18 protein-coding genes are annotated in these 22937 nt (G+C 71.3%); 13 read left to right on the plus strand and 5 right to left on the minus strand.

What is annotated here, in order from left to right:
* Positions 1–55: 55 nt before the first annotated feature.
* Positions 56–499, plus strand: coding sequence for a DUF3817 domain-containing protein (locus AS850_RS01795; RefSeq protein WP_119867570.1), 444 nt, complete (start codon positions 56–58; stop codon positions 497–499).
* The gene (gene guaA / locus AS850_RS01800) at positions 496–2079 is read left to right on the plus strand and encodes a glutamine-hydrolyzing GMP synthase (protein ID WP_119867571.1); all 1584 of its coding nucleotides are present in this window, start codon (positions 496–498) and stop codon (positions 2077–2079) included. The genes AS850_RS01795 and guaA overlap by 4 nt, the downstream gene beginning before the upstream one ends.
* A gap of 93 nt (positions 2080–2172) precedes the next feature.
* Here the strand turns inward: guaA and AS850_RS01805 are convergent, their stop codons facing one another.
* Positions 2173–3024 (minus strand): Bax inhibitor-1/YccA family protein, encoded by an 852-nt coding sequence (locus tag AS850_RS01805; protein ID WP_119870078.1) that lies wholly within the window; start codon positions 3022–3024, stop codon positions 2173–2175.
* Between the two features lie 208 nt (positions 3025–3232).
* Between AS850_RS01805 and AS850_RS01810 the strand changes: the two genes are divergently transcribed.
* A complete protein-coding gene (locus AS850_RS01810; RefSeq protein WP_119867572.1) occupies positions 3233–4270 on the plus strand; it encodes a glycerophosphodiester phosphodiesterase family protein in 1038 nt (345 codons plus the stop codon).
* 58 nt (positions 4271–4328) lie between these two features.
* Positions 4329–6776 (plus strand): ATP-dependent helicase, encoded by a 2448-nt coding sequence (locus AS850_RS01815; protein ID WP_119867573.1) that lies wholly within the window; start codon positions 4329–4331, stop codon positions 6774–6776.
* Positions 6777–6814: 38 nt separating this feature from the next.
* Here AS850_RS01815 and AS850_RS01820 read toward each other — a convergent pair whose 3' ends face one another.
* Positions 6815–8758 carry a Cys-Gln thioester bond-forming surface protein gene (locus AS850_RS01820; protein WP_119867574.1) on the minus strand — a complete coding sequence of 648 codons (1944 nt, stop codon included), beginning with the start codon at positions 8756–8758 and terminating at the stop codon, positions 6815–6817.
* Between the two features lie 207 nt (positions 8759–8965).
* Positions 8966–9187: a hypothetical protein gene (locus AS850_RS01825; protein ID WP_119867575.1), complete on the minus strand. Its 222-nt coding sequence runs from the start codon at positions 9185–9187 to the stop codon at positions 8966–8968.
* Between the two features lie 211 nt (positions 9188–9398).
* Here AS850_RS01825 and sucC point away from each other — a divergent pair, with 211 nt between their 5' ends.
* The 8 genes from sucC (at position 9399) to AS850_RS01865 (ending at position 20318) form a co-directional block, all read left to right on the plus strand.
* Positions 9399–10562: an ADP-forming succinate--CoA ligase subunit beta gene (gene sucC / locus AS850_RS01830; RefSeq protein WP_119867576.1), complete on the plus strand. Its 1164-nt coding sequence runs from the start codon at positions 9399–9401 to the stop codon at positions 10560–10562.
* 15 nt (positions 10563–10577) lie between these two features.
* A complete protein-coding gene (sucD, locus tag AS850_RS01835) occupies positions 10578–11465 on the plus strand; it encodes a succinate--CoA ligase subunit alpha (RefSeq protein ID WP_119867577.1) in 888 nt (295 codons plus the stop codon).
* Positions 11466–11621: 156 nt separating this feature from the next.
* A complete protein-coding gene (locus AS850_RS01840) occupies positions 11622–13019 on the plus strand; it encodes a cell division protein PerM (protein ID WP_216819838.1) in 1398 nt (465 codons plus the stop codon).
* A 49-nt stretch (positions 13020–13068) separates the two neighbouring features.
* Positions 13069–13662 (plus strand): phosphoribosylglycinamide formyltransferase, encoded by a 594-nt coding sequence (gene purN, locus AS850_RS01845; RefSeq protein ID WP_119867578.1) that lies wholly within the window; start codon positions 13069–13071, stop codon positions 13660–13662.
* Entirely contained in the window at positions 13659–15278 is a 1620-nt protein-coding gene (gene purH, locus AS850_RS01850) for a bifunctional phosphoribosylaminoimidazolecarboxamide formyltransferase/IMP cyclohydrolase (RefSeq protein ID WP_119867579.1), read from the plus strand. The genes purN and purH overlap by 4 nt, the downstream gene beginning before the upstream one ends.
* 246 nt (positions 15279–15524) lie before the next feature.
* Entirely contained in the window at positions 15525–16052 is a 528-nt protein-coding gene (locus tag AS850_RS01855; protein ID WP_119867580.1) for a hypothetical protein, read from the plus strand.
* A 547-nt stretch (positions 16053–16599) separates the two neighbouring features.
* Positions 16600–18513 (plus strand): ABC transporter ATP-binding protein, encoded by a 1914-nt coding sequence (locus AS850_RS01860; RefSeq protein WP_119867581.1) that lies wholly within the window; start codon positions 16600–16602, stop codon positions 18511–18513.
* A complete protein-coding gene (locus AS850_RS01865) occupies positions 18510–20318 on the plus strand; it encodes an ABC transporter ATP-binding protein (protein ID WP_119867582.1) in 1809 nt (602 codons plus the stop codon). The genes AS850_RS01860 and AS850_RS01865 overlap by 4 nt, the downstream gene beginning before the upstream one ends.
* 279 nt (positions 20319–20597) lie before the next feature.
* Here the strand turns inward: AS850_RS01865 and AS850_RS01870 are convergent, their stop codons facing one another.
* Both AS850_RS01870 and AS850_RS01875 read right to left on the minus strand, forming a co-directional pair.
* Positions 20598–20921 carry an MGMT family protein gene (locus AS850_RS01870; protein ID WP_173795169.1) on the minus strand — a complete coding sequence of 108 codons (324 nt, stop codon included), beginning with the start codon at positions 20919–20921 and terminating at the stop codon, positions 20598–20600.
* Positions 20922–20935: 14 nt separating this feature from the next.
* On the minus strand, positions 20936–21424 hold the full coding sequence (locus AS850_RS01875) for a GNAT family N-acetyltransferase (RefSeq protein WP_119867584.1): 489 nt from the start codon (positions 21422–21424) through the stop codon (positions 20936–20938).
* 126 nt (positions 21425–21550) lie between these two features.
* Between AS850_RS01875 and AS850_RS01880 the strand changes: the two genes are divergently transcribed.
* Complete coding sequence (locus tag AS850_RS01880; RefSeq protein ID WP_119867585.1) at positions 21551–22792, plus strand: ROK family transcriptional regulator; 1242 nt, start codon at positions 21551–21553, stop codon at positions 22790–22792.
* Positions 22793–22937: the final 145 nt, after the last annotated feature.

Here is a 22937-nt window from a genome sequence, read left to right on the forward strand (position 1 = left end):
CGACGTCGACGCAGTGCCGTCGTCGCGCCGATCGGCTCCGGGTAGAATCGGCGCCATGCCTCTGAAGCCCCGGCCGCGCGACATCCCCAAGATCCCGGGCGCCGTGCGCCTTTACAAGATCTCGGCGTACGTGACCGGCGTCATGCTCCTGCTGCTCTGCGTCGAGATGATCCTCAAGTACACGCCGCTCCACACGGAGCTCGCCATCGGCGACCCGCGCGGCTTCCTGGTCCCGGCGGGCAGCATCCGGAGCCCCGCCCTCGACCTCTCGCTGGGCATCCTGATCGCCCACGGCTGGCTCTACGTCGTCTACCTCTTCATGGACTTCCGTCTGTGGAGCATCATGCGCTGGCCCTTCACGCGCTTCGTCCTCATCGCCCTGGGAGGCATCATTCCGTTCCTGTCGTTCGTCATGGAGCGCCGTATGGCGGCGCTCGCCCTGTCTCAGTACGGCGAGCTCCAGGCCGAGCGCGCCGTCGCCCGGGCGGCCGCGGCATGAGCGACGAGACCACCCAGCGGCCCGTCCTCGTCGTCGACTTCGGTGCGCAGTACGCGCAGCTGATCGCCCGCCGGGTCCGCGAGGCGAACGTCTACTCCGAGATCGTCCCGCACACCATCACGGCGGCCGAGGTCGCGGCGAAGAGCCCCGTCGGCATCGTGCTGAGCGGCGGGCCGTCCAGCGTCTACGAGGAGGGGGCCCCGGCACTCGACCCGGGCATCCTGCAGCTCGACATCCCCGTTCTCGGCATCTGCTACGGCTTCCAGGCGATGGCGAAGGCCCTCGGCGGCGAGGTCGCCCGGACGGGCGCCCGCGAGTACGGCGCCACCGACGTCCACGTGACCGGCACCTCGTCGACCCTGCTCGACGGTCAGCCGGCCGACCAGACGACGTGGATGAGCCATGGCGACTCCGTCTCCAAGGCACCCGAGGGCTTCGAAGTCCTCGCCTCCAGCGCGTCGACCCCCGTCGCGGCGTTCTCGTCCGACGAGCGCCGCCTCTACGGCGTGCAGTGGCACCCGGAGGTCAAGCACTCCGCCCACGGCCAGGCCGTGCTCGAGAACTTCCTCCACCGCGCGGCGGGCATCCCCGCCGACTGGAACAGCGGCAACGTCATCTCCGAGCAGGTCGCGCGCATCCGCGAGCAGGTCGGTTCCGAGCGCGTCATCTGCGGTCTCTCCGGCGGAGTCGACTCCGCCGTCGCCGCGGCCATCGTGCACGAGGCGGTCGGCGACCAGCTCACCTGCGTCTTCGTCGACCACGGGCTCCTGCGCTCGGGCGAACGCGTTCAGGTCGAGAAGGACTACGTCGAGGCGACGGGCGTCCGCCTCGTCACCGTCGATGCCGAGCAGCAGTTCCTCGACGCCCTCGCCGGAGTCACCGACCCCGAGCAGAAGCGCAAGATCATCGGTCGCGAGTTCATCCGCAGCTTCGAGGAGGCCGCCGCGGCGCTCGTCCTCGAGGCGGCCGCGTCGTCCGACGGCGGCGAGGTGAAGTTCCTCGTGCAGGGCACGCTCTACCCCGACGTCGTCGAGTCCGGCGGCGGCACGGGGACGGCCAACATCAAGAGCCACCACAACGTCGGCGGCCTCCCCGAAGACCTGCAGTTCGAGCTCGTCGAGCCGCTCCGCACCCTCTTCAAGGACGAGGTCCGCGCCATCGGCCGCGAGCTGGGGCTCCCCGAGGTCATCGTGGGCCGCCAGCCGTTCCCCGGGCCCGGTCTCGGAATCCGGATCGTCGGCGAGGTCACCCACGAGCGCCTCGAGCTGCTCCGCGAGGCCGACCTGATCGCGCGGACCGAACTCAGCGCCGCCGGCCTCGACGGCGAGATCTGGCAGTGCCCTGTCGTGCTCCTCGCCGACGTGCGCTCCGTCGGTGTCCAGGGTGACGGCCGCACCTACGGTCACCCGATCGTCCTGCGCCCCGTCTCGTCGGAGGACGCCATGACGGCCGACTGGACGCGACTCCCGTACGACGTCCTCGCGCGGATCTCCAACCGCATCACCAACGAGGTCGCCGGCGTCAACCGCGTCGTCCTCGACGTGACGTCGAAGCCGCCGGGGACGATCGAGTGGGAGTGATCCCCGCCGAATCCGCGTGAACGAAAGCGGGCCGCCCCCGAGGGGACGGCCCGCTTTCGTGTCGCCGGGCGGCATCGGCCGCCCGGGCGGACGCTAGTTGTTGCCGCGCAGGATCGCGAGGAATCGCAGGATCTCCGTGTACAGCCACACGATCGTCACGACGAGACCGAAGGCGGCCTGCCAGCCGAAGATGCGCGGAGCCCCGCGGTCGACACCCACCTTGATCTGCGTGAAGTCGAGGACGAGCGAGTAGGCCGCGAGGAGCACGACGACGATGCCGATCACGGCTCCGATGGGCAGGAATCCGAACAACTTGATGCTGCTCAGGCCGAAATCGCCCGAAGCCGCTCCGACGCCGAAGATCTGGAGCCCGATGTTGACGAGCGTGTAGGCGGCGTAGCCGACCATCGCCACGAGGAAGATCTGGGTGGCGCGCTTCGACGCGCGGACCTTGCCCGAGGCGAACAGCGCCAAGGTCACGGCGAAGACGCCCAGGGTGCCGAACACGGCCTGAGGGACGATGCCCGGGTAGCGAGTGTCGAAGAACGCGGAGATGCCGCCGACGAAGAGGCCTTCGAAGCCGGCGTAGGCGAGCACGAGCGCACCGGACGGCCGCTTCTTGAAGATGTTCGCCATCGCGAGACCGAAGCCGACCAGGCCGCCGACGATCCAGAGGCCGGGGATCCACCAACCGGCCACCGCACCGACGAGGAGGACGGCGAACGCGCCGACCGTCTTCGCGATGGTGTCTTCGTACGTCATCCGGTCGGTGTCGACCGGAGAGGCGCTGGGCTGGCTGTACATCTGCTGGAGCTGTTCGGCCGTCATGCCGCCGTTGACGACGGGCTGACGTTCCGCCGCCTGGGCGTTCTGCCACTTCGCGAGGTCGTTCGCGTTGTTCGAGAAGGCCGGTGACTGGCTGAAGCCGGGGTTCGAGTGGGCCATGTGGTCCTCCGAGGATCTGTGCTGGTTGCGCACTGCTGTTGCCACGATGGTAGTCGACGCCCCTCTCTCGAGCGCTGGGAATTCACCTGATGAGAAGCCGATTCGCCGAGAGCGTACCTGCAGAGGGTGCACGATTCCATGGTGCGAGGTCACCCGATGTTCACTGCGGCCTCGCTCGGCGCCGTGGGCCGCGCGCTAGCGTGATCGGGTGACAGACTCGCCCCGCGTCATCGCCCACCGGGGGGCCTCCGGCCTCCGCCCCGAGCACGGAGCCGCCGCCTACGCGCTGGCCGTCGAAGCAGGGGCCGACGCCATCGAGCCGGACGTCGTGGCGACCCGCGACGGCGTGCTCGTCCTCCGGCACGAGAACGAGATCTCGGCGACGACGGACGTGGCCGAGCATCCTGCGTTCCGGGACCGCCGACGGACGACCGAGGTCGACGGCGAGGCGCTGACCGGCTGGTTCACCGAGGACTTCACCTGGGCCGAGCTCCAGGAGCTGCGGATCCGGGAGCGGCTGCCGGAGCTGCGACCGGGGAGCGCGGCGCACGACGGCGAGGGCAGGATCCTCCGGCTGGCCGACCTCCTCGGCCTCCTCGACGATGGCGCGGCCCGCGACCGCGGCACGGCGCTCGTCGCGGAGATCAAGCACCCGACCCACTTCGCCGCGCTCGGTCTCCCCCTCGACGAGCTCTTCGCCGCCGAGATCGCCGCCGCCGGGTGGACCGACGACGCGAGGCTCACCGTCGAGAGCTTCGAGAAGAGCGTGCTCGAGCGGCTCCGGGCTCGCGGGGTCGGCGGCCGTCTCGTCTACCTCGTCGAGGCCCGGGGAGCCGCGTTCGACCTCGTGGCGCGGGACGGCGCCGGGGCCCTCCCGTACGCCGAGCAGCTCGCCCCCGCGGGACTCCGGCTGCTCGCGGGTGACCTCGACGGCATCAGCCTCCCGAAGGAGCTCCTGCTCGATGCCGACGGCGCGCAGGATGCCTCCCTCGTCACCGCCGCGCACGCCGAGGGTCTCGAGGTCTTCACCTGGACCCTCCGGCCGGAGAACGCCTTCCTCGCCGCGCCGTTCCGCCTCGGCGACCGCCCGGCGGACCACGGCGACTGGCGGGCGGAGCTCGACCGGATCGTCTCGACCGGGGTCGACGGGGTGTTCGCGGACGTCCCGGGGCTCGTCCTCGGCGCTCTGGGTCGCGGCGAAGCTCCGGCCCGCCGCGTGCCGGGCGCCGGGGCCCGCGACGCCTGACGGCCGAGCCGGACCCGTGGGCCACGATGTCGGTGGGCCCGCTTAAGCTGGACGGATCATGACGATCGTGCTCGAGCCCTCCGACCCCTCCGACCGGCCCGCTGGTCCGGCCACGGGCGCCTTCCACGACAGGCTCACGGCGGGGCTCAACCCGCAGCAGAAGGAAGCGGTCGAGTACCGCGGCCAGTCGCTCCTGATCGTCGCCGGTGCCGGCTCGGGCAAGACGAGCGTCCTGACGCGGCGCATCGCCGGCCTGCTCGACTCGCGCGAGGCCTGGCCGAGCCAGATCCTCGCCATCACGTTCACGAACAAGGCCGCCGCCGAGATGCGCGAGCGGGTCGCGCAGCTCGTGGGGCAGTCCGCCGAGGGGATGTGGATCTCGACGTTCCACTCGGCCTGCGTGCGGATCCTGCGTCGCGAGGCCGAGCAGTTCGGCTTCACGAAGAGCTTCACGATCTACGACTCGGCCGACTCCCGAGCGCTGCTCAAGCGGATCCTGAAGGAGCTCGACGCCGACACGCTCGGCTTCACGGTCAGCCAGGCGGCGGGCAAGATCTCGAAGCTGAAGAACGAGCTCAGCGACGTCGAGACCTACTCGCGGCAGATCAACGCCGGCGATCCGCAGGAGGTCATGTTCCTCGAGATCTTCCGCCAGTACACGCGGGAGCTGCAGCGCGCGAACGCCTTCGACTTCGACGACCTCATCGCGCAGACGGTCTACCTCTTCCGCGCCTTCCCGCACGTGGCCGCGCTCTACCAGCGGCGCTTCCGTCACGTGCTCGTCGACGAATACCAGGACACCAACCACGCCCAGTACGCGCTGATCCGCGAGCTCACGCGGCCGGTCGATCCCGACGTCGTCGACGACCTCGAGCGAGGCGGGCAGTACGTGGCGAGCATGCGAGACGGCAGCGGCCGGATCCCCGGTGCCTCGCTCACCGTCGTCGGTGACTCCGACCAGTCGATCTACGCGTTCCGCGGCGCCGACATCCGCAACATCACCGAGTTCGAGCACGACTTCCCCAACTCGAAGGTCATCCTCCTCGAGCAGAACTACCGCTCGACGCAGAACATCCTCGACGCGGCGAACGCCGTCATCTCCAACAACTTCGACCGGCAGGCGAAGAACCTCTTCACGACGGTGGGCTCGGGCGACAAGATCGTCGGCTTCACGGGCTACACCGGCCACGACGAGGCCCAGTTCGTCGCCGACGAGATCGCCGCGCTGCACGACTCGGGGATGGCCTACAAAGACGTCGCCGTGTTCTACCGCACCAACTCCCAGACCCGGGCGCTGGAGGAGATCTTCATCCGCTCCGCCATCCCGTACCGCGTCCTGGGCGGCACGAAGTTCTACGAGCGCGCCGAGATCAAAGACGCGATGGCCTACCTCATCTCCGTCGCCAACCCCTCCGACCCGATGGCTCTGCGACGCATCATGAACGTGCCCAAGCGCGGCATCGGCCCCGCCACGGAGACGGCGCTCCAGCGGTACGCCGACACGCACGAGGTCGGCCTGCGCGACGCGCTGCGGAACGTGACCGAGCTGGGCCTCGGCCCCAAGGTGACGGGCGCGATCGCGGGCCTGGCGACGCTCCTGGACGGGGTGGCCGAGACGGCGGGGACCGCCCCCGTGCACGAGATCCTCCAGGCGCTCATCGAGGGCAGCGGCCTCGTCACGGCGCTCCGCGCCTCGCGCGACCCCCAGGACGAAGCCCGCGCCGAGAACATCGACGAGCTCATCGCTGTCACCCGCGAGTTCCAGAAGAACAACCCGGACGGCACGCTGCTCGACTTCCTCACCGAGGTCACCCTCGTCGCGGCCGCCGACGACCTCGACGACACCAGCGGCACGGTCTCCCTGATGACCCTCCACACCGCCAAGGGGCTCGAGTACGAGGCGGTCTTCCTCACCGGCGTCGAGGAGGATCTCCTCCCGCACCGCATGTCGGCCTCCGAGCCCGGGGGTCCGGCCGAGGAGCGTCGGCTCTTCTACGTCGGCATCACCCGCGCCCGTAAGAAGCTCTTCCTGTCGCTGGCTATGACGCGCGCCCAGTTCGGCGAGGTCAACGTCGCCATGCCGTCGCGCTACCTGCAGGAGATCCCGGTCGAGCTGATCGACTGGAAGCAGTCGCCGGGGATGGCGACGAGCCGCGGCGGCACGCAGCCCCGGGCTCTGAACGCCCGCCGCGACGGCTTCGACCCGGCGGGCGGTTCCGGTCGGGTCCGCGCCGGGGGCGGCTTCGGCGGCGGGAGCTACGACCGCGCCACGGCGGCGTCCAAGACGAAGCCGAAGACCGAGTGGGCCAACCGGGTCACCGGCACGGTCCGCGACAACGGCGACCTCGAGCTGGAGGCGGGCGACCGCATCTCGCACGTCGACTTCGGCGAGGGGCGTGTGGCCGCGGTCACCGGTCAGGGCGCGCGCCGTATCGCGGAGGTGCAGTTCGACACCGCGGGGCGGAAGAAGCTCCTCATCAAGGTCGCGCCGATCGAGAAGATCTGAGACGGGGCGGGCGGTCTCCCACCCCGCCCGCCCGGTCGTCACGCGTCGCCCTCGGCGTTCCGCCCGAGGCCCATCGCGTCACCGTTCGGAAGGGCGCTCGCCGCAGACCTCGAGCGGATGCCGCGGATCCTGCGGACCAGGGCGCTGCCCAGCAGGGCCGAGGCGCCGAGGCCCGCCGTGCCCAGCCCGCCGAGCAGGGTGAGTCCGACCCCGTCGGTCCCCGTGAACGCCAGTGCCGGCACGGTCGGCGGCGGGCTCGTCGCGGGTGTCGTCGGCGGGACGACGGGCGGGGTGCTCGGCGGGGGAGTCGGCTCGTCGGGGCGGCGGACGTCCACCATCTCGGAACGGTGGGCGACGAGATCGGAGAACGGGCCCACGACCTGGTGCCCCTGAGCATCCGGCGCGGAACCGTTCGACCGGAAGACGAAGACGTAGTGGCCGTCCTCGGTGAGCGGCAGGCAGGGCGTCGTGACGCTGCCGTCTCCGTCCACGGTGGTTGTTACGGTCCCGGCGACGGGCAGGGTCTCGAAGCGGTCGCCGAGATCGTCGCCGTCGGCGACGGGCTCCGGGAGGGGTCCGACCAGAACGGATTCGACGTCGAACGACGCGCCGCCCGCGCCGCTCACCTCCAGGCCGTCGGCCACGCAGGCGCCGATCTCCGCCTCGGCGGTCTCGGCGCGCGTGCTGATCGACGGCGTCAGGACCTCCTTCACCTCAGTCGTCTCGGTCGCGACGCCGAAGGGCGACCTCCAGGGCCGCAGTCGATCCCGGCCCTGATCGACGGGGGTGTCGTCGGGGGAGATCGTCTCCACCCACACGAAGTGCCCGCTGCTCGGCAATCGGCAGGCCGTCGTCTCATAGCTCCCGGGCCCGTTGTCGACCACCGTGGCGACCTCGCAGACGACGGGAGCGTCGTCCGGCCACTCCGCGCTCTCGACCGGGGCCTCGGGGAGAGGGCCCAGGAGCCGGCTGCGCACCGTCACCGGAACAGGCCGGCGCTCCGTCACGTCGCCGTGGATGCCCCACACGTCGAGGAGTCCGTCTCCCGGCTCGACCCCGACGTCGAGCCGGTCGGTCAGCATCGCCCCGGCGGAGGCGACGGCGCTGCTCGTCGTGGTCACCACGCGCGGCTGGAAGGGCCGCGGCGAGATCGTCTCGGAGGTGTCGGTGGCGCCGCGCGCGACGGTGCCCTGCGCGGAGAAGAGGAGCGCCTGGGATCCTGCGGGGCTCCGGCCGACCGTCACCGCCCTGCCGTACGGGAGGCCCGAGTAGGTGACGTCGGCCCGGACGCGGACCACGGACCCGCTGGTGCGGGGGAGCACCGTGACGCGTCGGCCGTTCGGGATCTCGGCGCGCGTGGTGCCGTCGGCGAACGTCGCGCCCGCCAGCGACAGCGACCCCGTGTGGAGTCCGTCGGGGACGAGCGTCGCCCCCGATCCGACCCGGTTCGTCAGGACGTCGGCCCGGACGATGGCGCCTCCGTCGTCACGGACGGAGAGCTTGATCTCGGCCCGGACCGACAGGGTCGCGCGCTCGTCGGCCTCCGCGAGCATCTGCCTCGCCCGCTGGAGGACGACGTCGGCGCGCTCGTTGGCCCGCTGCGCGTAGTGCTCGAGGGTCTGCCCGGCCAGGCCGGTCAGCGACCAGACGGCCAGCTGACCGGCGGCGGCCGTGTCGTCGTCGGGAGCCGCGGCCCAGGTCCGCGCGATGTACGCCAGCTTGGCCACCTGGGCGGAGGGCAGCCCCGGAAGCTCCTCCGACGTCGTCGTGGCGTAGTCGTTGCCGACCGGGGAGGGCTTTCCGACCTCGAGGCAGAAGGCGAAGCGCCCGTCGTCGAGGCGGTAGCTGCCGAGCCAGGAGAACCCGTCGCCCTTCCAGAGGTGGCCACGGCCGTGGCCCGTCGACGACACGGCGGTCGCAGGAGTCGCGGGCAGGGCCACGAGGGCCGCGAGCGTCGCCAGCGCCAGCAGAGCGGCCGCCACGAGGGCTGCGAGTCGAGCGCCGCGGCGGCCCGGCGGATCGACGGAAGCCGGCAGCCGGGCCGAGCGGGGCGGTCGTGTCGGAGGGGAGGAGGACTGGTGTGCGGTTCTCATGGCCACGAGCATCGGCGGTCGTCGACCCCGGGCAGGGGCGGCGACCGCCGATGTGTGGATGATCGCGCACGCGGGTGCGCTGTGGGGGAGCGGTGGCTAGGGGGTCTCGTCGAGGTCGACGTCGTCGCCCTCGAGGTCGTTCTCCGCGTACTCCGGCGAGCCCTCGCGAGGAGCTCCGCCCGTCGGCCCGTCGTTCCCTTCCCCCACGCCCGGCTCGACGGTCTCTCCGGCGACCGCGTCGTTGGTCGCGATCTGCTCCGACTCGGCGAAGCGGGTCTCGGCGTCGTCGTCGGCGTAGGGGGTCTTCTCGTCGCTCATGGCTGATCCTTCGCTGGGGTTCGGGGTGCCGGACGAGGTCGACCGGCCACCCCGGTCTACTCCCGGACGTCTCGGGAACGCCTGTCGGACCGGGGGACGGACACCGGGCGTCCGGGCGGAAGCGCTAGGCTTCATCCGGCCGGATGTCTCGATGTCGAGAGAGCTCGAGACGGACGATGACGACTGCAGTGATGCGGATAGGAAGAACAGCGTGGATCTTTTCGAGTACCAGGCCAGAGACCTCTTCGAGGCCTACGGCGTTCCCGTTCTGGCGGGTCTGATCGCCGACACCCCGGCGGAGGCGAGAGCCGCCGCCGAGAAGATCGGGGGCGTCACCGTGGTCAAGGCGCAGGTCAAGGTCGGAGGCCGTGGCAAGGCGGGCGGCGTCAAGGTCGCGAAGACCCCCGACGACGCCGAAGCGGCCGCCGAAGCCATCCTGGGCCTCGACATCAAGGGCCACACCGTGCAGCGGGTCATGATCGCCGGCGGTGCCCAGATCAAGCAGGAGTTCTACTTCTCGGTCCTCCTCGACCGGGCCAACCGCTCCTATCTCTCGCTCTGCAGCGTCGAGGGCGGCATGGAGATCGAGGAGCTCGCAGTCGAGCGGCCCGAGGCCCTCGCGCGCGTCGAGGTCGACCCGCTCACCGGCATCGACCTCGCCAAAGCCACGGAGATCGCTCGCGCCGGCGGCTTCCCCGACGACCTCGTCGAGAAGGTCGCTCCCGTCCTCGTCAAGCTCTACGACGTCTACAAGGGCGAGGACGCCTCCCTGGTCGAGGTCAACCCGCTCGTGCTGACCGAGCAGGGCGAGATCCTCGCGCTCGACGGCAAGGTCACCATCGACGAGAACGCCGACTTCCGCCACCCGAACCACGCCGAGCTGGAGGACGCCGCGGCGGCCGACCCGCTCGAGGCGAAGGCCAAGGCCGCCGGCCTCAACTACGTGAAGCTCGACGGCGAGGTCGGCATCATCGGAAACGGCGCCGGTCTCGTCATGTCGACCCTCGACGTCGTCGCCTACGCGGGCGAGCGGCACGGCGGGGTCAAGCCGGCCAACTTCCTCGACATCGGCGGCGGGGCGTCGGCCGAGGTCATGGCCAACGGGCTCGACGTCATCCTCGGCGACAGCCAGGTGAAGAGCGTGTTCGTCAACGTCTTCGGCGGCATCACGGCGTGCGACGCCGTCGCCAACGGGATCGTCGCGGCCCTGGGCATCCTGGGCGACGCCGCGACGAAGCCGCTCGTCGTGCGCCTCGACGGCAACAACGTCGACGAGGGCCGTCGCATCCTGGCGGAGGCGAACCACCCGCTCGTCACCGTCGTACCCACCATGGACGAGGCTGCCGACAAGGCCGCCGAGCTGGCTTCGAAGTAAGGGCTGCACAGAGAAATGTCGATCTTCCTCAACAAAGACAACAAGGTCATCGTCCAGGGCATCACCGGCGGCGAGGGCACGAAGCACACGGCCCTGATGCTGAAAGCCGGCACCCAGGTCGTCGGCGGCGTCAACGCCCGCAAGGCCGGTACGACGGTGAGCCACGGCGACGTGACGCTGCCCGTCTTCGGCACCGTCTCCGAGGCCATGGCCGAGACCGGGGCCGACGTCTCCATCGTCTTCGTCCCGCCGGCGTTCGCGAAGGACGCCGTGGTCGAGGCCATCGAGGCGGCCATCCCGCTCGTCGTGGTCATCACCGAGGGCATCCCGGCGCAGGACGCCGCGGAGTTCTGGGCCCTGGCCAAGTCCAAGGGCGGCGTCACCCGCATCATCGGCCCGAACTGCCCCGGGATCATCACGCCGGGCGAGTCGCTCGTCGGGATCACCCCCAACAACATCACGGGCAAGGGGCCGATCGGCCTCGTCTCCAAGTCGGGCACCCTGACCTACCAGATGATGTTCGAGCTCCGCGATCTCGGCTTCTCGACCGCCATCGGCATCGGCGGCGACCCCGTCATCGGCACGACGCACATCGACGCCCTCGCGGCGTTCGAGGCGGACCCCGAGACGAAGGCCATCGTGATGATCGGCGAGATCGGCGGCGACGCCGAGGAGCGCGCGGCCGACTTCATCAAGGCCAACGTCACGAAGCCCGTCGTCGGCTACGTCGCGGGCTTCACCGCCCCCGAGGGCAAGACGATGGGCCACGCCGGCGCCATCGTGTCCGGTTCCGCCGGCACCGCCCAGGCCAAGAAGGAGGCCCTCGAGGCCGCCGGGGTCAAGGTCGGCAAGACGCCGAGCGAGACCGCCGCGCTCCTGCGAGAGGCCTACGCGGCCCTCTAGGGCCCGGCAGCCCACGCACGCCGGACACGGGTTCCGGCTCCCCGCACCGATGCTTTCCGGTGCCCGGAGCCGGAACCCGTGTCTTTTCCGGGGCCTCCGGAGCGCGCGGCGAGGCGGGGGAGCGGCGACGGAGGCCGCCGGTACAGTCGACGCCGTATGAACCGCCCCGCCACCGCCCTCTTCGCCGCGCTCGAGTCCCTGCTCGTCGTGGGCATCGGCGCGGGCATCCCCGTCGTCGCATTGACCTTCCTGTGGGCCTTCCAGTACGGGCTCCAGGTCGACTGGCTCGTGTTCTGGCGGGCCGGAGTCGACGTCTGGCTGGTCGGTCACGGCGTCGACCTCACCCTCGTCCTCCCGACCGCGACGGCGTCGGCCATGGGGATCGAGGGGGCCGGAGCGCCCCTGACGATCTCGATCGCGGCTCTCGGCTTCGCGGTCCTCACGGTCCTGCTCGGCGCGCGGGCGGGTCGTCGTCTCGCCGAGACGCGGCATCGCGCCGTCGGGAGCTCGACGGCCATCGCGACGTTCGCCGTCCTCTCCCTGGCGGTGACCGCGTCGGCGCGGACACCGTCGGCGGACGCGTCGCTGATGCAGGGCATCCTGCTGCCCACGCTGATCTACGCCGTGCCGCTCGTCGTCGCGGCCGAGATCGCCCGCCGGAGGCGCGGGGCCGACGCCGACCCCGTGACCGCCGTGATCCTGCGCCTCGTCCGTTCCGTCCCCGACACGGGCAGCGACGTGGCGCTCGTCGTCCTGCGCGCGGGCACGGCCGTCGCCGCGATCGTCTTCGCGGTGTCCGGCATCGCCGTCGCGCTCCTGCTCGTCACGCACTACGCGCAGGTCATCGCCCTCTACGAGGGAGCCCACGGCGGGGTGCTCGGCGGTCTCGCCCTCACCATCGGGCAGATCGCCCTCCTGCCGAACGCCGTCGCGTGGGCGGCCTCGTGGTTCGTCGGCCCGGGCTTCGCGCTGGGGGCCGGCTCGGCCATCTCGCCGCTCGGAACCACCATCGGCCCGATGCCCGCGATCCCCTTCCTCGGGGCCCTGCCGACCGGAGACGGGGCCTTCGCCTTCGTCGGCATCCTCGTTCCCGTCGTGGCCTCGTTCGTCGTCGTGACGCTCTTCCGCGACCGCATCGAAGAGGCACTCGGTCGCGACGACACCCTCGTCCTCCGCATCGTCGCAGGAGTCGCCACGGGAGTGGTCGCGGGCCTCGCCCTCGGCCTCGCCGCGGCCTTATCCGCGGGCTCGGCCGGCCCGGGCCGCCTCGCTCAGGTCGGCCCCGACGCCCTCGCGGTCGGCGGCTTCGCAGCGCTCGAGGTCGCACTCCCCGCCGTGCTGGCGCTGGTGGTGCGGCAGCCGTCGCTCGGGTTCCTCCCCGCCGTGCCGTCGAGGGCGACCGACCTGCTGTCGCGCGGATCCCGCGATCGCGGCCGCCTCGATCCTGCGGGCCGTCGCGACGAGGCGGAGGGCCGCCGAGGCGAGCAGGAGCCGCCCGGTCCGGCCGGCTCCGACGACGTCGTCACCGAGCGGCTCGACGGCTTCACGCGCTGAGCCCGTCGCACGCCCGAGGGGCGTCGCGGGCTCGCGCTAGGCTTGCCGGGTGCTGAAGCTCGTCGTGCTCATCTCCGGCGGGGGCTCCAATCTGCGCGCGCTGCTCGAGGCCGCGCGCGACACCGAGTACCCCGCGCGGGTCGTCGCCATCGGCGCCGACCGGGAGGCCGACGGTTTCGAGCACGCCGAGGCGTTCGGGATCCCCACGTTCTCCGTCCCCTTCGGCGGGTTCGCCGACCGGGAGTCCTGGGGTGCGGAGATGCTGGCGCAGATCCGGCAGTGGCAGCCCGACCTCGTCGTGCTGAGCGGCTTCATGCGGCTGTTCCCCGCGAGCGTCGTCGACGCCCTCGCGCCGCACATGATCAACACGCACCCCGCCTACCTGCCGGAGTTCCCCGGGGCCCACGGCGTCCGCGACGCGCTGCGCGCCGGAGTCGAGCAGACCGGCGCCAGCGTCATCGTCGTCGACAGCGGTGTCGACTCGGGCCCGATCCTCGCCCAGGAGCGGATCCCGGTGCTCCCGGGCGACAGCGAGGCGAGCCTCCACGATCGTGTCAAGGTCGTCGAGCGGCGGCTCCTGATCCAGACCATCCTCGACATCGCCACCGGACGAATCGACCTCACGGAGAAGAGCCCCGCATGAGCGGACACACCATCGACCCGAGTCTCTACCGCGACCGCGACGCGGTCCCGATCACCCGCGCGCTGATCTCGGTCAGCGACAAGACGGGTCTCGTCGACCTGGCCACCGCGCTCGGGGCCGCCGGGGTCGAGATCGTCTCCACCGGGTCGACCGCGTCGACGATCCGCGACGCCGGGATCGCCGTCACCGACGTCAGCGCCGTCACCGACTTCCCGGAGTCGCTCGACGGCCGCGTGAAGACGCTCCACCCCGCCATCCACGCCGGCGTCCTCGCCGACCTCCGACTGGAGGCGCACGAGGAGCAGCTCCGGGATCTGGACATCAAGCCGTTCCAGCTCGTCGTCGTCAACCTCTACCCGTTCGTCGAGACCGTCGCCTCCGGCGCGGAGACCCCCGTGGTCATCGAGAACATCGACATCGGCGGTCCGGCGCTCGTCCGGGCGGCGGCCAAGAACCACGCCAACGTCGCCATCGCGGTGTCGCCGGCCTCCTACCCCCAGCTCGTGAAGGCGCTCACCCTCGGCGGAACGACCCTGGCCCAGCGTCAGCGTCTGGCCGGCGAGGCGTTCGCGCACACGGCCTCGTACGACACCGCCGTCGCCGCGTACTTCGCCTCGAACGTGGGCGTCCGCGCCGAGCACGAAGCGGCGTCGGCTCCGGCGTTCCCGTCGACGTTCACGGTGACGGCGTCCCTCGACCACGCGCTCCGCTACGGCGAGAACTCGCACCAGTCCGCCGCGATCTACGGCGAGGCCTCCGGCCACGGCATCGCCCAGGCCGCGCAGCTGCACGGCAAGGAGATGTCGTACAACAACTACGTCGACGCCGACGCCGCCGTCCGGGCGGCCTACGACTTCGACGAGCCGGCCGTGGCCATCATCAAGCACGCCAACCCCTGCGGCATCGCGATCGGCGGCCTCCTGGAGGCCGACCCCATCGCCGACGCGCACCGCCGCGCCCACGCCTGCGACCCCGTGTCGGCCTACGGCGGCGTCATCGCGGCCAACCGCCCCGTGACCCGCGGGATGGCGGAGACCGTGAAGGACATCTTCACCGAGGTCGTCGTCGCCCCGGGCTTCGAGCCCGAGGCGCTCGCGATCCTGCAGGCCAAGAAGAACGTGCGGCTGCTCGTGCTCCCCGACGGCTTCGCCCTGGCGGAGCGCGAGATCAAGCAGATCTCGGGTGGGCTCCTCGTGCAGGAGAGCGACCGGTTCACCGGCTTCGACTCCTCGTCGTGGCGCCTCGTCGCGGGCGAGGAGGCCGACGCCGAGACCCGCGCCGACCTCGAGTTCGCCTGGATCGCCTCGCGCGCCGTCAAGTCCAACGCCATCCTCCTGGCCGACCACGGCGCCTCCGTCGGCGTCGGCATGGGCCAGGTCAACCGCGTCGACTCGTGCCACCTCGCGGTGACCCGGGCCGGAGACCGTGCCCGCGGATCCGTGGCGGCGTCCGACGCGTTCTTCCCCTTCGCCGACGGCCTCCAGGTGCTCCTCGACGCGGGGGTACGCGCCGTCGTCCAGCCGGGCGGTTCGATCCGCGACGACGAGGTCGTCGCTGCGGCGCAGGCGGCGGGGGTCACGATGTACCTCACCGGCGAGCGGCACTTCTTCCACTGAGGTCGGGCCGGGGTCGCGGGGCGGTCAGGGGGCGGTCGCGCCGGGGTCGCGGGGCGGTCGCGCCACGGTTTCGCAGCGGTCGCGCAGGAGGCCCGGGCGTACGGGTTCCGTAAGGTTCCGGCCGCCCGGCATCCGGGTTCCGTAAGGGGCCCCGCCGGGAGCCGGAGGCGGCGGTAGACCTCTGTACATGCCTGACCGATCGACCGGATCCGCGGATCCTGCGCCCGCCCCGCGGAGCGCCCACTCATGACCCTCACCGACCTCATCCCGTCGGTCCGCACGATGATCGCGGACCCGCTGGGCCTCGACCGCTGGCCCGCCTGCACCGCGTCCACGCCGGCGGACGTCTTCGTGGCCGGCGTCTCGCACGTGCGTCTCGCGGAGATCTGCGGAACGCCCTGCGTGCACACGGCGCAGGCCGTCCTCCCCGGCACGCACGGTCGGCCGTCGCCGACCGACACGGTCACCTCGGTCGTCGTGACCGTCGTCTCGGTCGGTCGCCACCCCGCCGGGAGCCTGCTCGTGACGGTCGACGCGGACCTCGCCCGCGTCGACGCCGACCTGACGGAGGCGCGCCTGATCGGTCGGGTGTCGACCGCTCGCGACGTGGAGGCGCTGCTCACCAACACGTGCGTGCACCCGGATGCGGGGACGCCGTTCTCGCTCCTCGGCACGGGGCTGCCGGGCGATCTCGCGGCGGGCGACCTCCTGGTCTTCCCGTGTCGCGGCCTCGTGACGCTCCACGACGTCCGCGTGGTCGACGCGCACCGCTGATCGCCTCCGCTCCACCCTTCGCCCCCGGCCCCGTGCCGGGGGCTTCTCGTCGTCCGGGGGTGGTCTCTCCGGGCGGTCTCTCCCGGGTGACCGCGTGGGGCCGCGAGGATTGAGTCTTGCGCTCTCCGCGGACTCGGCCCTATCCTGTAAGGCTGCGTGCAGCCGACTCTCTCGGGAGTCGAGATGACGATCACACACTGCAGAACGCCTCGGGAGGACACGATGAAGAAGACAGCCCACAACCCGGTCGACGAGACGACCATCGGTGGCGGCAGCTCCTTCGTCGCCCCGACCCCGGTGATCCGCGCGGGGCGAACCGCCTAGCGCCTCCCGCTCGGCTCCGGCCGAACGCGACACCGACACCGAGCGACCGCCTCACCAGCGCGTCTCCAGAACGCAGCTCCTCCCGCGTTCGCGGCTTACGCCGCCACCACGCCCCGACGCCCGTCTGTCCTCGTCTCCGGACGAGACGGTTCGGATGTCGGTGGTCACGAGCATCATGAACACGGGTCGGACACGACCCCGCACCAGAACGAGTTGGAACCCCATGTCCCACCATCCCCCCTCGACCACCGCCACCGATCGGGTCGATGCGGCGACCCGCGAGGCCGCCCGCGACGACGCCACGTTCCTCGACGAGGCGGCCCGCGAGGCCGCGCGCATCAAGGCGCCCAAGCGCCTGTCGACGTTCGCGTCGATCTTCCGTCTCTACCCCTACGTGAGGCCCGCTCGCGGTCGCATCCTGCTCGGCATGATCTCGGCGCTGATCGCAGGAGTCGTCGCGCTCGTCATCCCGCTGGTCCTGCAGGGCCTCGTCGACGGCCCCCTCTCGCGACGCGACGCGGGGCAGGTGTGGCCGGCGTTCTTCGCCGTCCTCGGCCTCGGCGTGCTCGAGGCGGTCATGATCGCCCTGCGCCGTTGGTTCGTCCTGACGCCCGGCACCATGGTCGAGGCGAGCCTCCGCAACAGTCTCTACAAGAAGCTGCAGGATCTGCCGGTCGCGTTCCACGACCGCTGGCAGAGCGGTCAGCTGCTGTCGAGGTCGGTCAGCGACCTGAGTCTCATCCGCCGTTGGCTGTCGTTCGGCATCGTGCTCTTTGTCGTCAACATCCTGACCATCGTCGTCGGGTTCGTCGTGCTGTTCTCGTGGAGCCCGCTGCTCGGCGGGATCTTCGCGGTCGCGTCGATCCCGCTCTGGATCTACGGCTTCACCTTCGAGAAGCGCTACTCCGTCGTCGCTCGGCGGAGCCAGGATCAGGTGGGCGACCTGGCCACGAGCGTCGAGGAGTCGGTGCACGGCATCCGCGTCCTCAAGGCGTTCGGCCGGGGCTCCCACTCGCTGAAGAACTTCTCGAAGCAGGCCGCCGACCTCCGGGGGACCGAGATCGAGAAGGCGCGCGCCATCGCCGGCATCTGGCTGTGGCTGCTCATGGTGCCCGACGTCGCGTTCGCCCTCTGTCTGCTCGCGGGCATCTGGCTCGCGTCGACGGGACAGCTGACCGTGGGCGAGCTGTTCGCGTTCTTCGCGGCGGCGACCGTCCTACGCCAGCCCGTGGAGTCCATCGGCTTCCTCCTCTCGATGACCTTCGACACGCGCACGGCGGCCGACCGGTTCTTCGAGGTGCTCGACACCGAGAACACCGTCACCGATCCGGCTGAGCCCAAGACCCTGGCGCACCCCACGGGGCGCTTCGAGTTCCGCGACGTGCACTTCCGCTACCAGGACAGCCCCGCGCAGTACGACGACCTCGTGAACGGCGTGCAGCTCGTGCTGGAGCCGGGAGAGACGATGGCGCTCGTCGGGCTGACCGGGTCGGGCAAGACCACCCTGCTGGCTCTGGCCACCCGTCTCTACGACGTGACGGGCGGTGAGGTGCTGCTCGACGGCATCGACGTCCGCGACTTCACCCGCGAGGAGCTCCGGCGCCACGTGGCGATGGCGTTCGAGGACGCCACGCTCTTCAGCGCGTCGGTCCGCGACAACGTGCTGCTCGGTCGCCCCGAGCTCACCGGTCAGGCCGCGGAGGACGTCCTCGTCGAGGCGCTCGAGATCGCGCAGGCGTCCTTCGTCTACGACCTCCCCCAGGGCCTCGACACGCGCGTCGGCGAGGAGGGGCTGAGCCTCTCCGGCGGTCAGCGTCAGCGCCTGGCGCTCGCGCGAGCCATCGCGGCCCGCCCGGCGGTCCTGGTGCTCGACGACCCGCTCTCGGCCCTCGACGTCGACACGGAGGCCCGCGTCGAGGCCGGGCTCCGACGAGTGCTCGACTCGACGACGTCGCTGATCGTCGCCCACCGCCCCTCGACGGTCAATCTGGCCGACCGGGTGGCACTGCTCGAGAACGGCCGCGTCACCGCGGTCGGCACCCACTCGGAGCTGATCGCCACCAACGAGCACTACCGCTACGTCATCTCGTCCCTCGACGACGAAGACGCGACCGATCGACAGGAGGTGCACGCATGAGCGTCATCGGAGTAGAGGGCGAAGAGCGCCAGGACTTCTCGCGCGCCGAGAGCAAGTCGCTTCGTCAGCGGTCCACGCGGCTCCTGCTGTCGCTGCTGACGCCGCTCCGCGCGCGTCTGGTGCTGACCGGCCTCGTGGTCGTCGTCAGCACGGCGGCGCAGGTCGCCGGGCCGGCCCTGATCGCGTACGGCATCGACAAGGCGCTGCCCGAGGTCATCCAGCGGGGCGACTGGATGCCGACGTTCGGCGTGGTCGGGATCTACCTGATCACCGGCATCGCGGGCGCGATCCTCATCTCGCAGTACACGATCCAGTCGGCGAAGATCAGTCAGGCGATCCTGTTCGACCTGCGGAACCGGGTGTTCCGGCACACGCAGCTGCTCAGCCTGGAGTTCCACGAGACGTACACGTCGGGCCGCATCATCGCGCGCCAGACCAGCGATGTCGACTCCATCCGCGAGCTGCTCGACTCCGGGGTCAACCAGCTCGTGCAGGGCATCCTCTACATGCTCTTCACCGCGATCGCGCTCGTCAGCCTCGACCCCACCTCGGGCCTCGTGCTGGCCGTGGCGCTCGTTCCGCTCTTCGCGCTGACGCGCTGGTTCCAGGTGCGCTCGCAGAAGCTCTTCCGGGCGACTCGGGTCACGAGTGCGCGGGTCATCGTGCACTTCGTCGAGACGATGACGGGCATGCGCGCGGTGCAGGCGTTCCGCAAGGAGAAGCGCAACGAGAAGGAGTACGGCGGCTACGTCGAGGAGTACCGCGACGCCAACGCCAAGGTCATCTCGCTGTTCGGCGTGTTCGACCCGGGGCTCATCCTGATCGGCAACGCCTGCCTCGCGGCGGTCGTGGTCGTCGGCGGATTCCGCGTCATCGGCGGCTCGCTCGAGGTGGGCGCGCTGCTGGCCGTCGCCCTCTACGCGAAGCGGTTCTTCGATCCCGCCGAAGAGATGGCCATGTTCTACAACAGCTACCAGTCGGCGTCGGCAGCGCTCGAGAAGGTGTCCGGCGTGCTGGAGGAGGAGCCGAGCGTGCCGGATCCGGTCGAGCCGCGTGAACTCCGGCAGGCTCGCGGGTCGATCGGTTTCGACGGCGTCGAGTTCGCGTACAACCGCGACCGCGTCGTGCTGCCGGAATTCGACCTGCAGGTGCCGGCGGGGCAGACCATCGCGCTCGTCGGATCCACGGGTGCCGGAAAATCGACCCTCGCCAAGTTGATCTCGCGCTTCTACGACCCCTCGAAGGGATCCGTGACGCTCGACGGTGTCGACCTCCGAGACCTGTCGGCGGCGGACCTCCGCCGAGCCATCGTCATGGTGACGCAGGAGGCGTACCTCTTCTCGGGGACGGTCGCCGACAACATCGCGCTCGGCAAGCCGGACGCCGCGCGCGACGAGATCGAGCAGGCGGCTCGCGCCGTGGGCGCTCACGAGTTCATCATGGCGCTGCCCGACGGCTACGACACCGACGTCAACAAGCGCGGCGGGCGCGTCTCCGCGGGTCAGCGCCAGCTGCTCTCGTTCGCCCGGGCGTTCATCGCCGACCCGCGCGTGCTCATCCTGGACGAAGCGACGGCGTCGCTCGACATCCCGAGCGAGCGGCTCGTGCAGGAGGGGCTGCAGACGCTCCTCTCCGACCGGACCGCCCTCATCATCGCCCACCGGTTGTCGACGGTCGCGATCGCGGACCGCGTGCTCGTCATGGAGTACGGCCGCGTCGTCGAGGACGGCACGCCCGACGACCTCATCTCGGGGACGGGTCGCTTCGCGCAGCTGCACGCCGCCTGGCGCGACTCGCTGGTGTAGCGGCGTCGCGCTCGTGTAGCCGCGTCACGCTGCCCCGCGAGACTCCACGATCGGCCCCACCGGCGGAAGGTGAGCGGCGTGTTGTGGAGTCTCGCGGGGTGGGCGTGTGGCGCACCGTCTCGGGGCGACGCTCGGCGTGCTGAGACTCCACGCTTGGCCACGTGGGCGGAAGGTGAGCGGCGTGTTGTGGAGTCTCGCGGGGTGGGCGGGGCGCAGCGCGGGCGGGGCGCAGCGAGGGCGGGGCGCAGCGCGGGCGGGGCGCACTGGCGGGGCGCAGCGCTAGCCGCGCCAGGCCGCACGGGCGAGGTCGACCCGCCACGTGCCGGCCCGCGACCAGCGGAGGGGCGTGTTCTCGGCGCGGTAGTGCTGCAGGGCCTCCTGCTCGTGGCCGTCCGGAGGATGCCCGGACGCCCGGATCACCCGCCACCAGGGGAGCCCGTGCCCCGCGTGCGCCATGACCCTGCCCACCCCGCGTGAGGAGCGCGAGCCGAAGGCGGCGGCGACCTGCCCGTACGTCATGACGAAGCCCTCGGGGATGGATTCGACGACGCCGATGACCAGACCCTCGAAGTCGACCGCGTCGTCACCCGGAGCATCGGCCACCCTCCCGGCGCCGCTCAGGACTCGGTGCCCTCGGATTCGTGCGGGTCGGGCAGGATGCGGAGCGCCGCCAGGTGCTCGCCGTAGGGCGTCTCGCGGACGACCTCGAAGCCGATCCGGGTGAAGAAGGCCTCCGGGCCGTCGTCGCCGGGCTCGTACATCACGGTGAGCTGGTCGAACCCGCGGTGGCGGGCTTCGGCGGCCAGGGCGTGCACGGCGAAGCGCCCGACACCGCGGCCCTGCGCGTCGGCGGAGACGTTGATGCGCCAGATGCAGCTGCGGAGCTCGTCGTGGTCGTTCTCGGCGTCGAAGTTGCCCATGATGAAGCCGACGACCTCGTCGTCGTCGAGGACGACGCGCGGCCAGGCGGTCGACGGGTTGACGTAGGCCTCGGCGATGGAGTGGGAGACGGGCGCCACGTATTGCTCCTGGCCCGGCTTGAGGGTCAGGGTATTGGCGGCGACGATGGTCGCGGCCGACAGCTCTTCGAGGCGGAGGTCACTCATGTCGTTCAGGGTAGCGCGACGGGATCGGCCGGGACAGGACCACGGCCAACCTGTGGAGAAGTCATCGGCGCAGCGAACCGGTAGGGTGCAGGCGTCACGACCGTCGAGCGGCGAGGAGGAGAGCGCGTGCGAACCGGTACGAACCTCCCGGCGATCAGCGGCTACAACCAGGTCGTCGTGCTCGACTCCATCCGGCGCGCCCGGAGCGGCCTCAGCCGCGTCGAGCTGGCGGAGCGGACGGGGCTGAGCGCGCAGACGATCGGCAACGTCTCGCGGCGGCTCCTCGAGGCCGGGCTGATCCGGGAGTCCGGCAAGGTCGTCAACGGGCCGGGCAAGCCGCGCACGCTGCTGCAGCTCGTCTCGCGCGGGAGCTTCGCGGTCGGCGTCCACATCGACCCGGCCGTCATCACCTACGTCGTCCTCGACCTCGAGGGGGCCGTCGTCGCCCACTCGCGCACCCGGACCCCGTCGCCTCCGCAGGCCGACCAGGTGATCGAGCTGATGGCGCGGTCGATCCGCGCGCTGATCGACGACTCCGGCGTCGACCCGTCGCTCGTGCTCGGCGTGGGGATCGCCTCGCCCGGGCCCATCGACCCCGAGGCGGGAATCGTCCTCGACCCGCCGATGCTGCCCCGCTGGCGTGACGTGCCGCTCCGGGCGGCCCTCAGCGAGGCGACCGGCCTGCCCGTCCTCCTCGAGAAGGACGTCACCGCGGCCGCCGTCGCCGAGACCTGGTTCTCGACCGGCGTCTCGCGCGCGAACTTCGCCTTCGTCTACTACGGCACCGGCTACGGCACGGGTCTCGTCCTCGGTCGCGAGGCCGTCCGAGGGGTCAGCTCGAACGCGGGCGACGCGGGCCACATCACCGTCGACTCCGAGGGCACGATCTGCGTCTGCGGTCGTCGCGGCTGCGTCGGCGACCTCATCACCCCGCGCGCGCTCGTCGCGGAGGCGGTGAGCGCCGGCGTCCTGGCGCCCCTCCCGCCGCGCGACGACGACCCCCTCGACATGCGCGCCGTCGGCGAGGCGTTCCAGTCGCTCGCTGCGGCGGCAGGATCGGGCGACGAGGCCGCGACGCGCATCCTGCATTCCGCGGCCCGCCACCTGGCCCGGGCCCTCGTCGTGATCGTCAACCTCCTCGACATCGACGAGATCGTCTTCGGCGGGCCGTTCTGGGAGGACATCGGCGACGCCGTCCTCGAGGTCCTGCCCCACGCCGTGCTGACGTCGAAGGCGCTGATCATGAAGCGCGAGATCGCCTTCGTCACGTCGGCGATCGGGGAGGACGTCGCCGCCGTCGGCGCCGCGTGCCTCGTGCTCGACTACGCCTTCTCGCCGCGCCCGTCCGGGATGCTCATCTCCGTCTGAGCCGCGCGCGAGCACTCCCGGAGGCCCCGCCGAGCCGGCAGGAGCCCCGGAGAACGCCGGCCCGCTCCGCACCGCCGACCCCTCCGCCCCGACCCCGCGGACCGGCAGGAGCCGCGTCGCCGTGATCGAAAATTGTCTTGACATG

This window comes from Frondihabitans sp. 762G35, assembly GCF_002074055.1.
In the GTDB taxonomy this organism is placed as follows: Bacteria; Actinomycetota; Actinomycetes; order Actinomycetales; family Microbacteriaceae; genus Frondihabitans.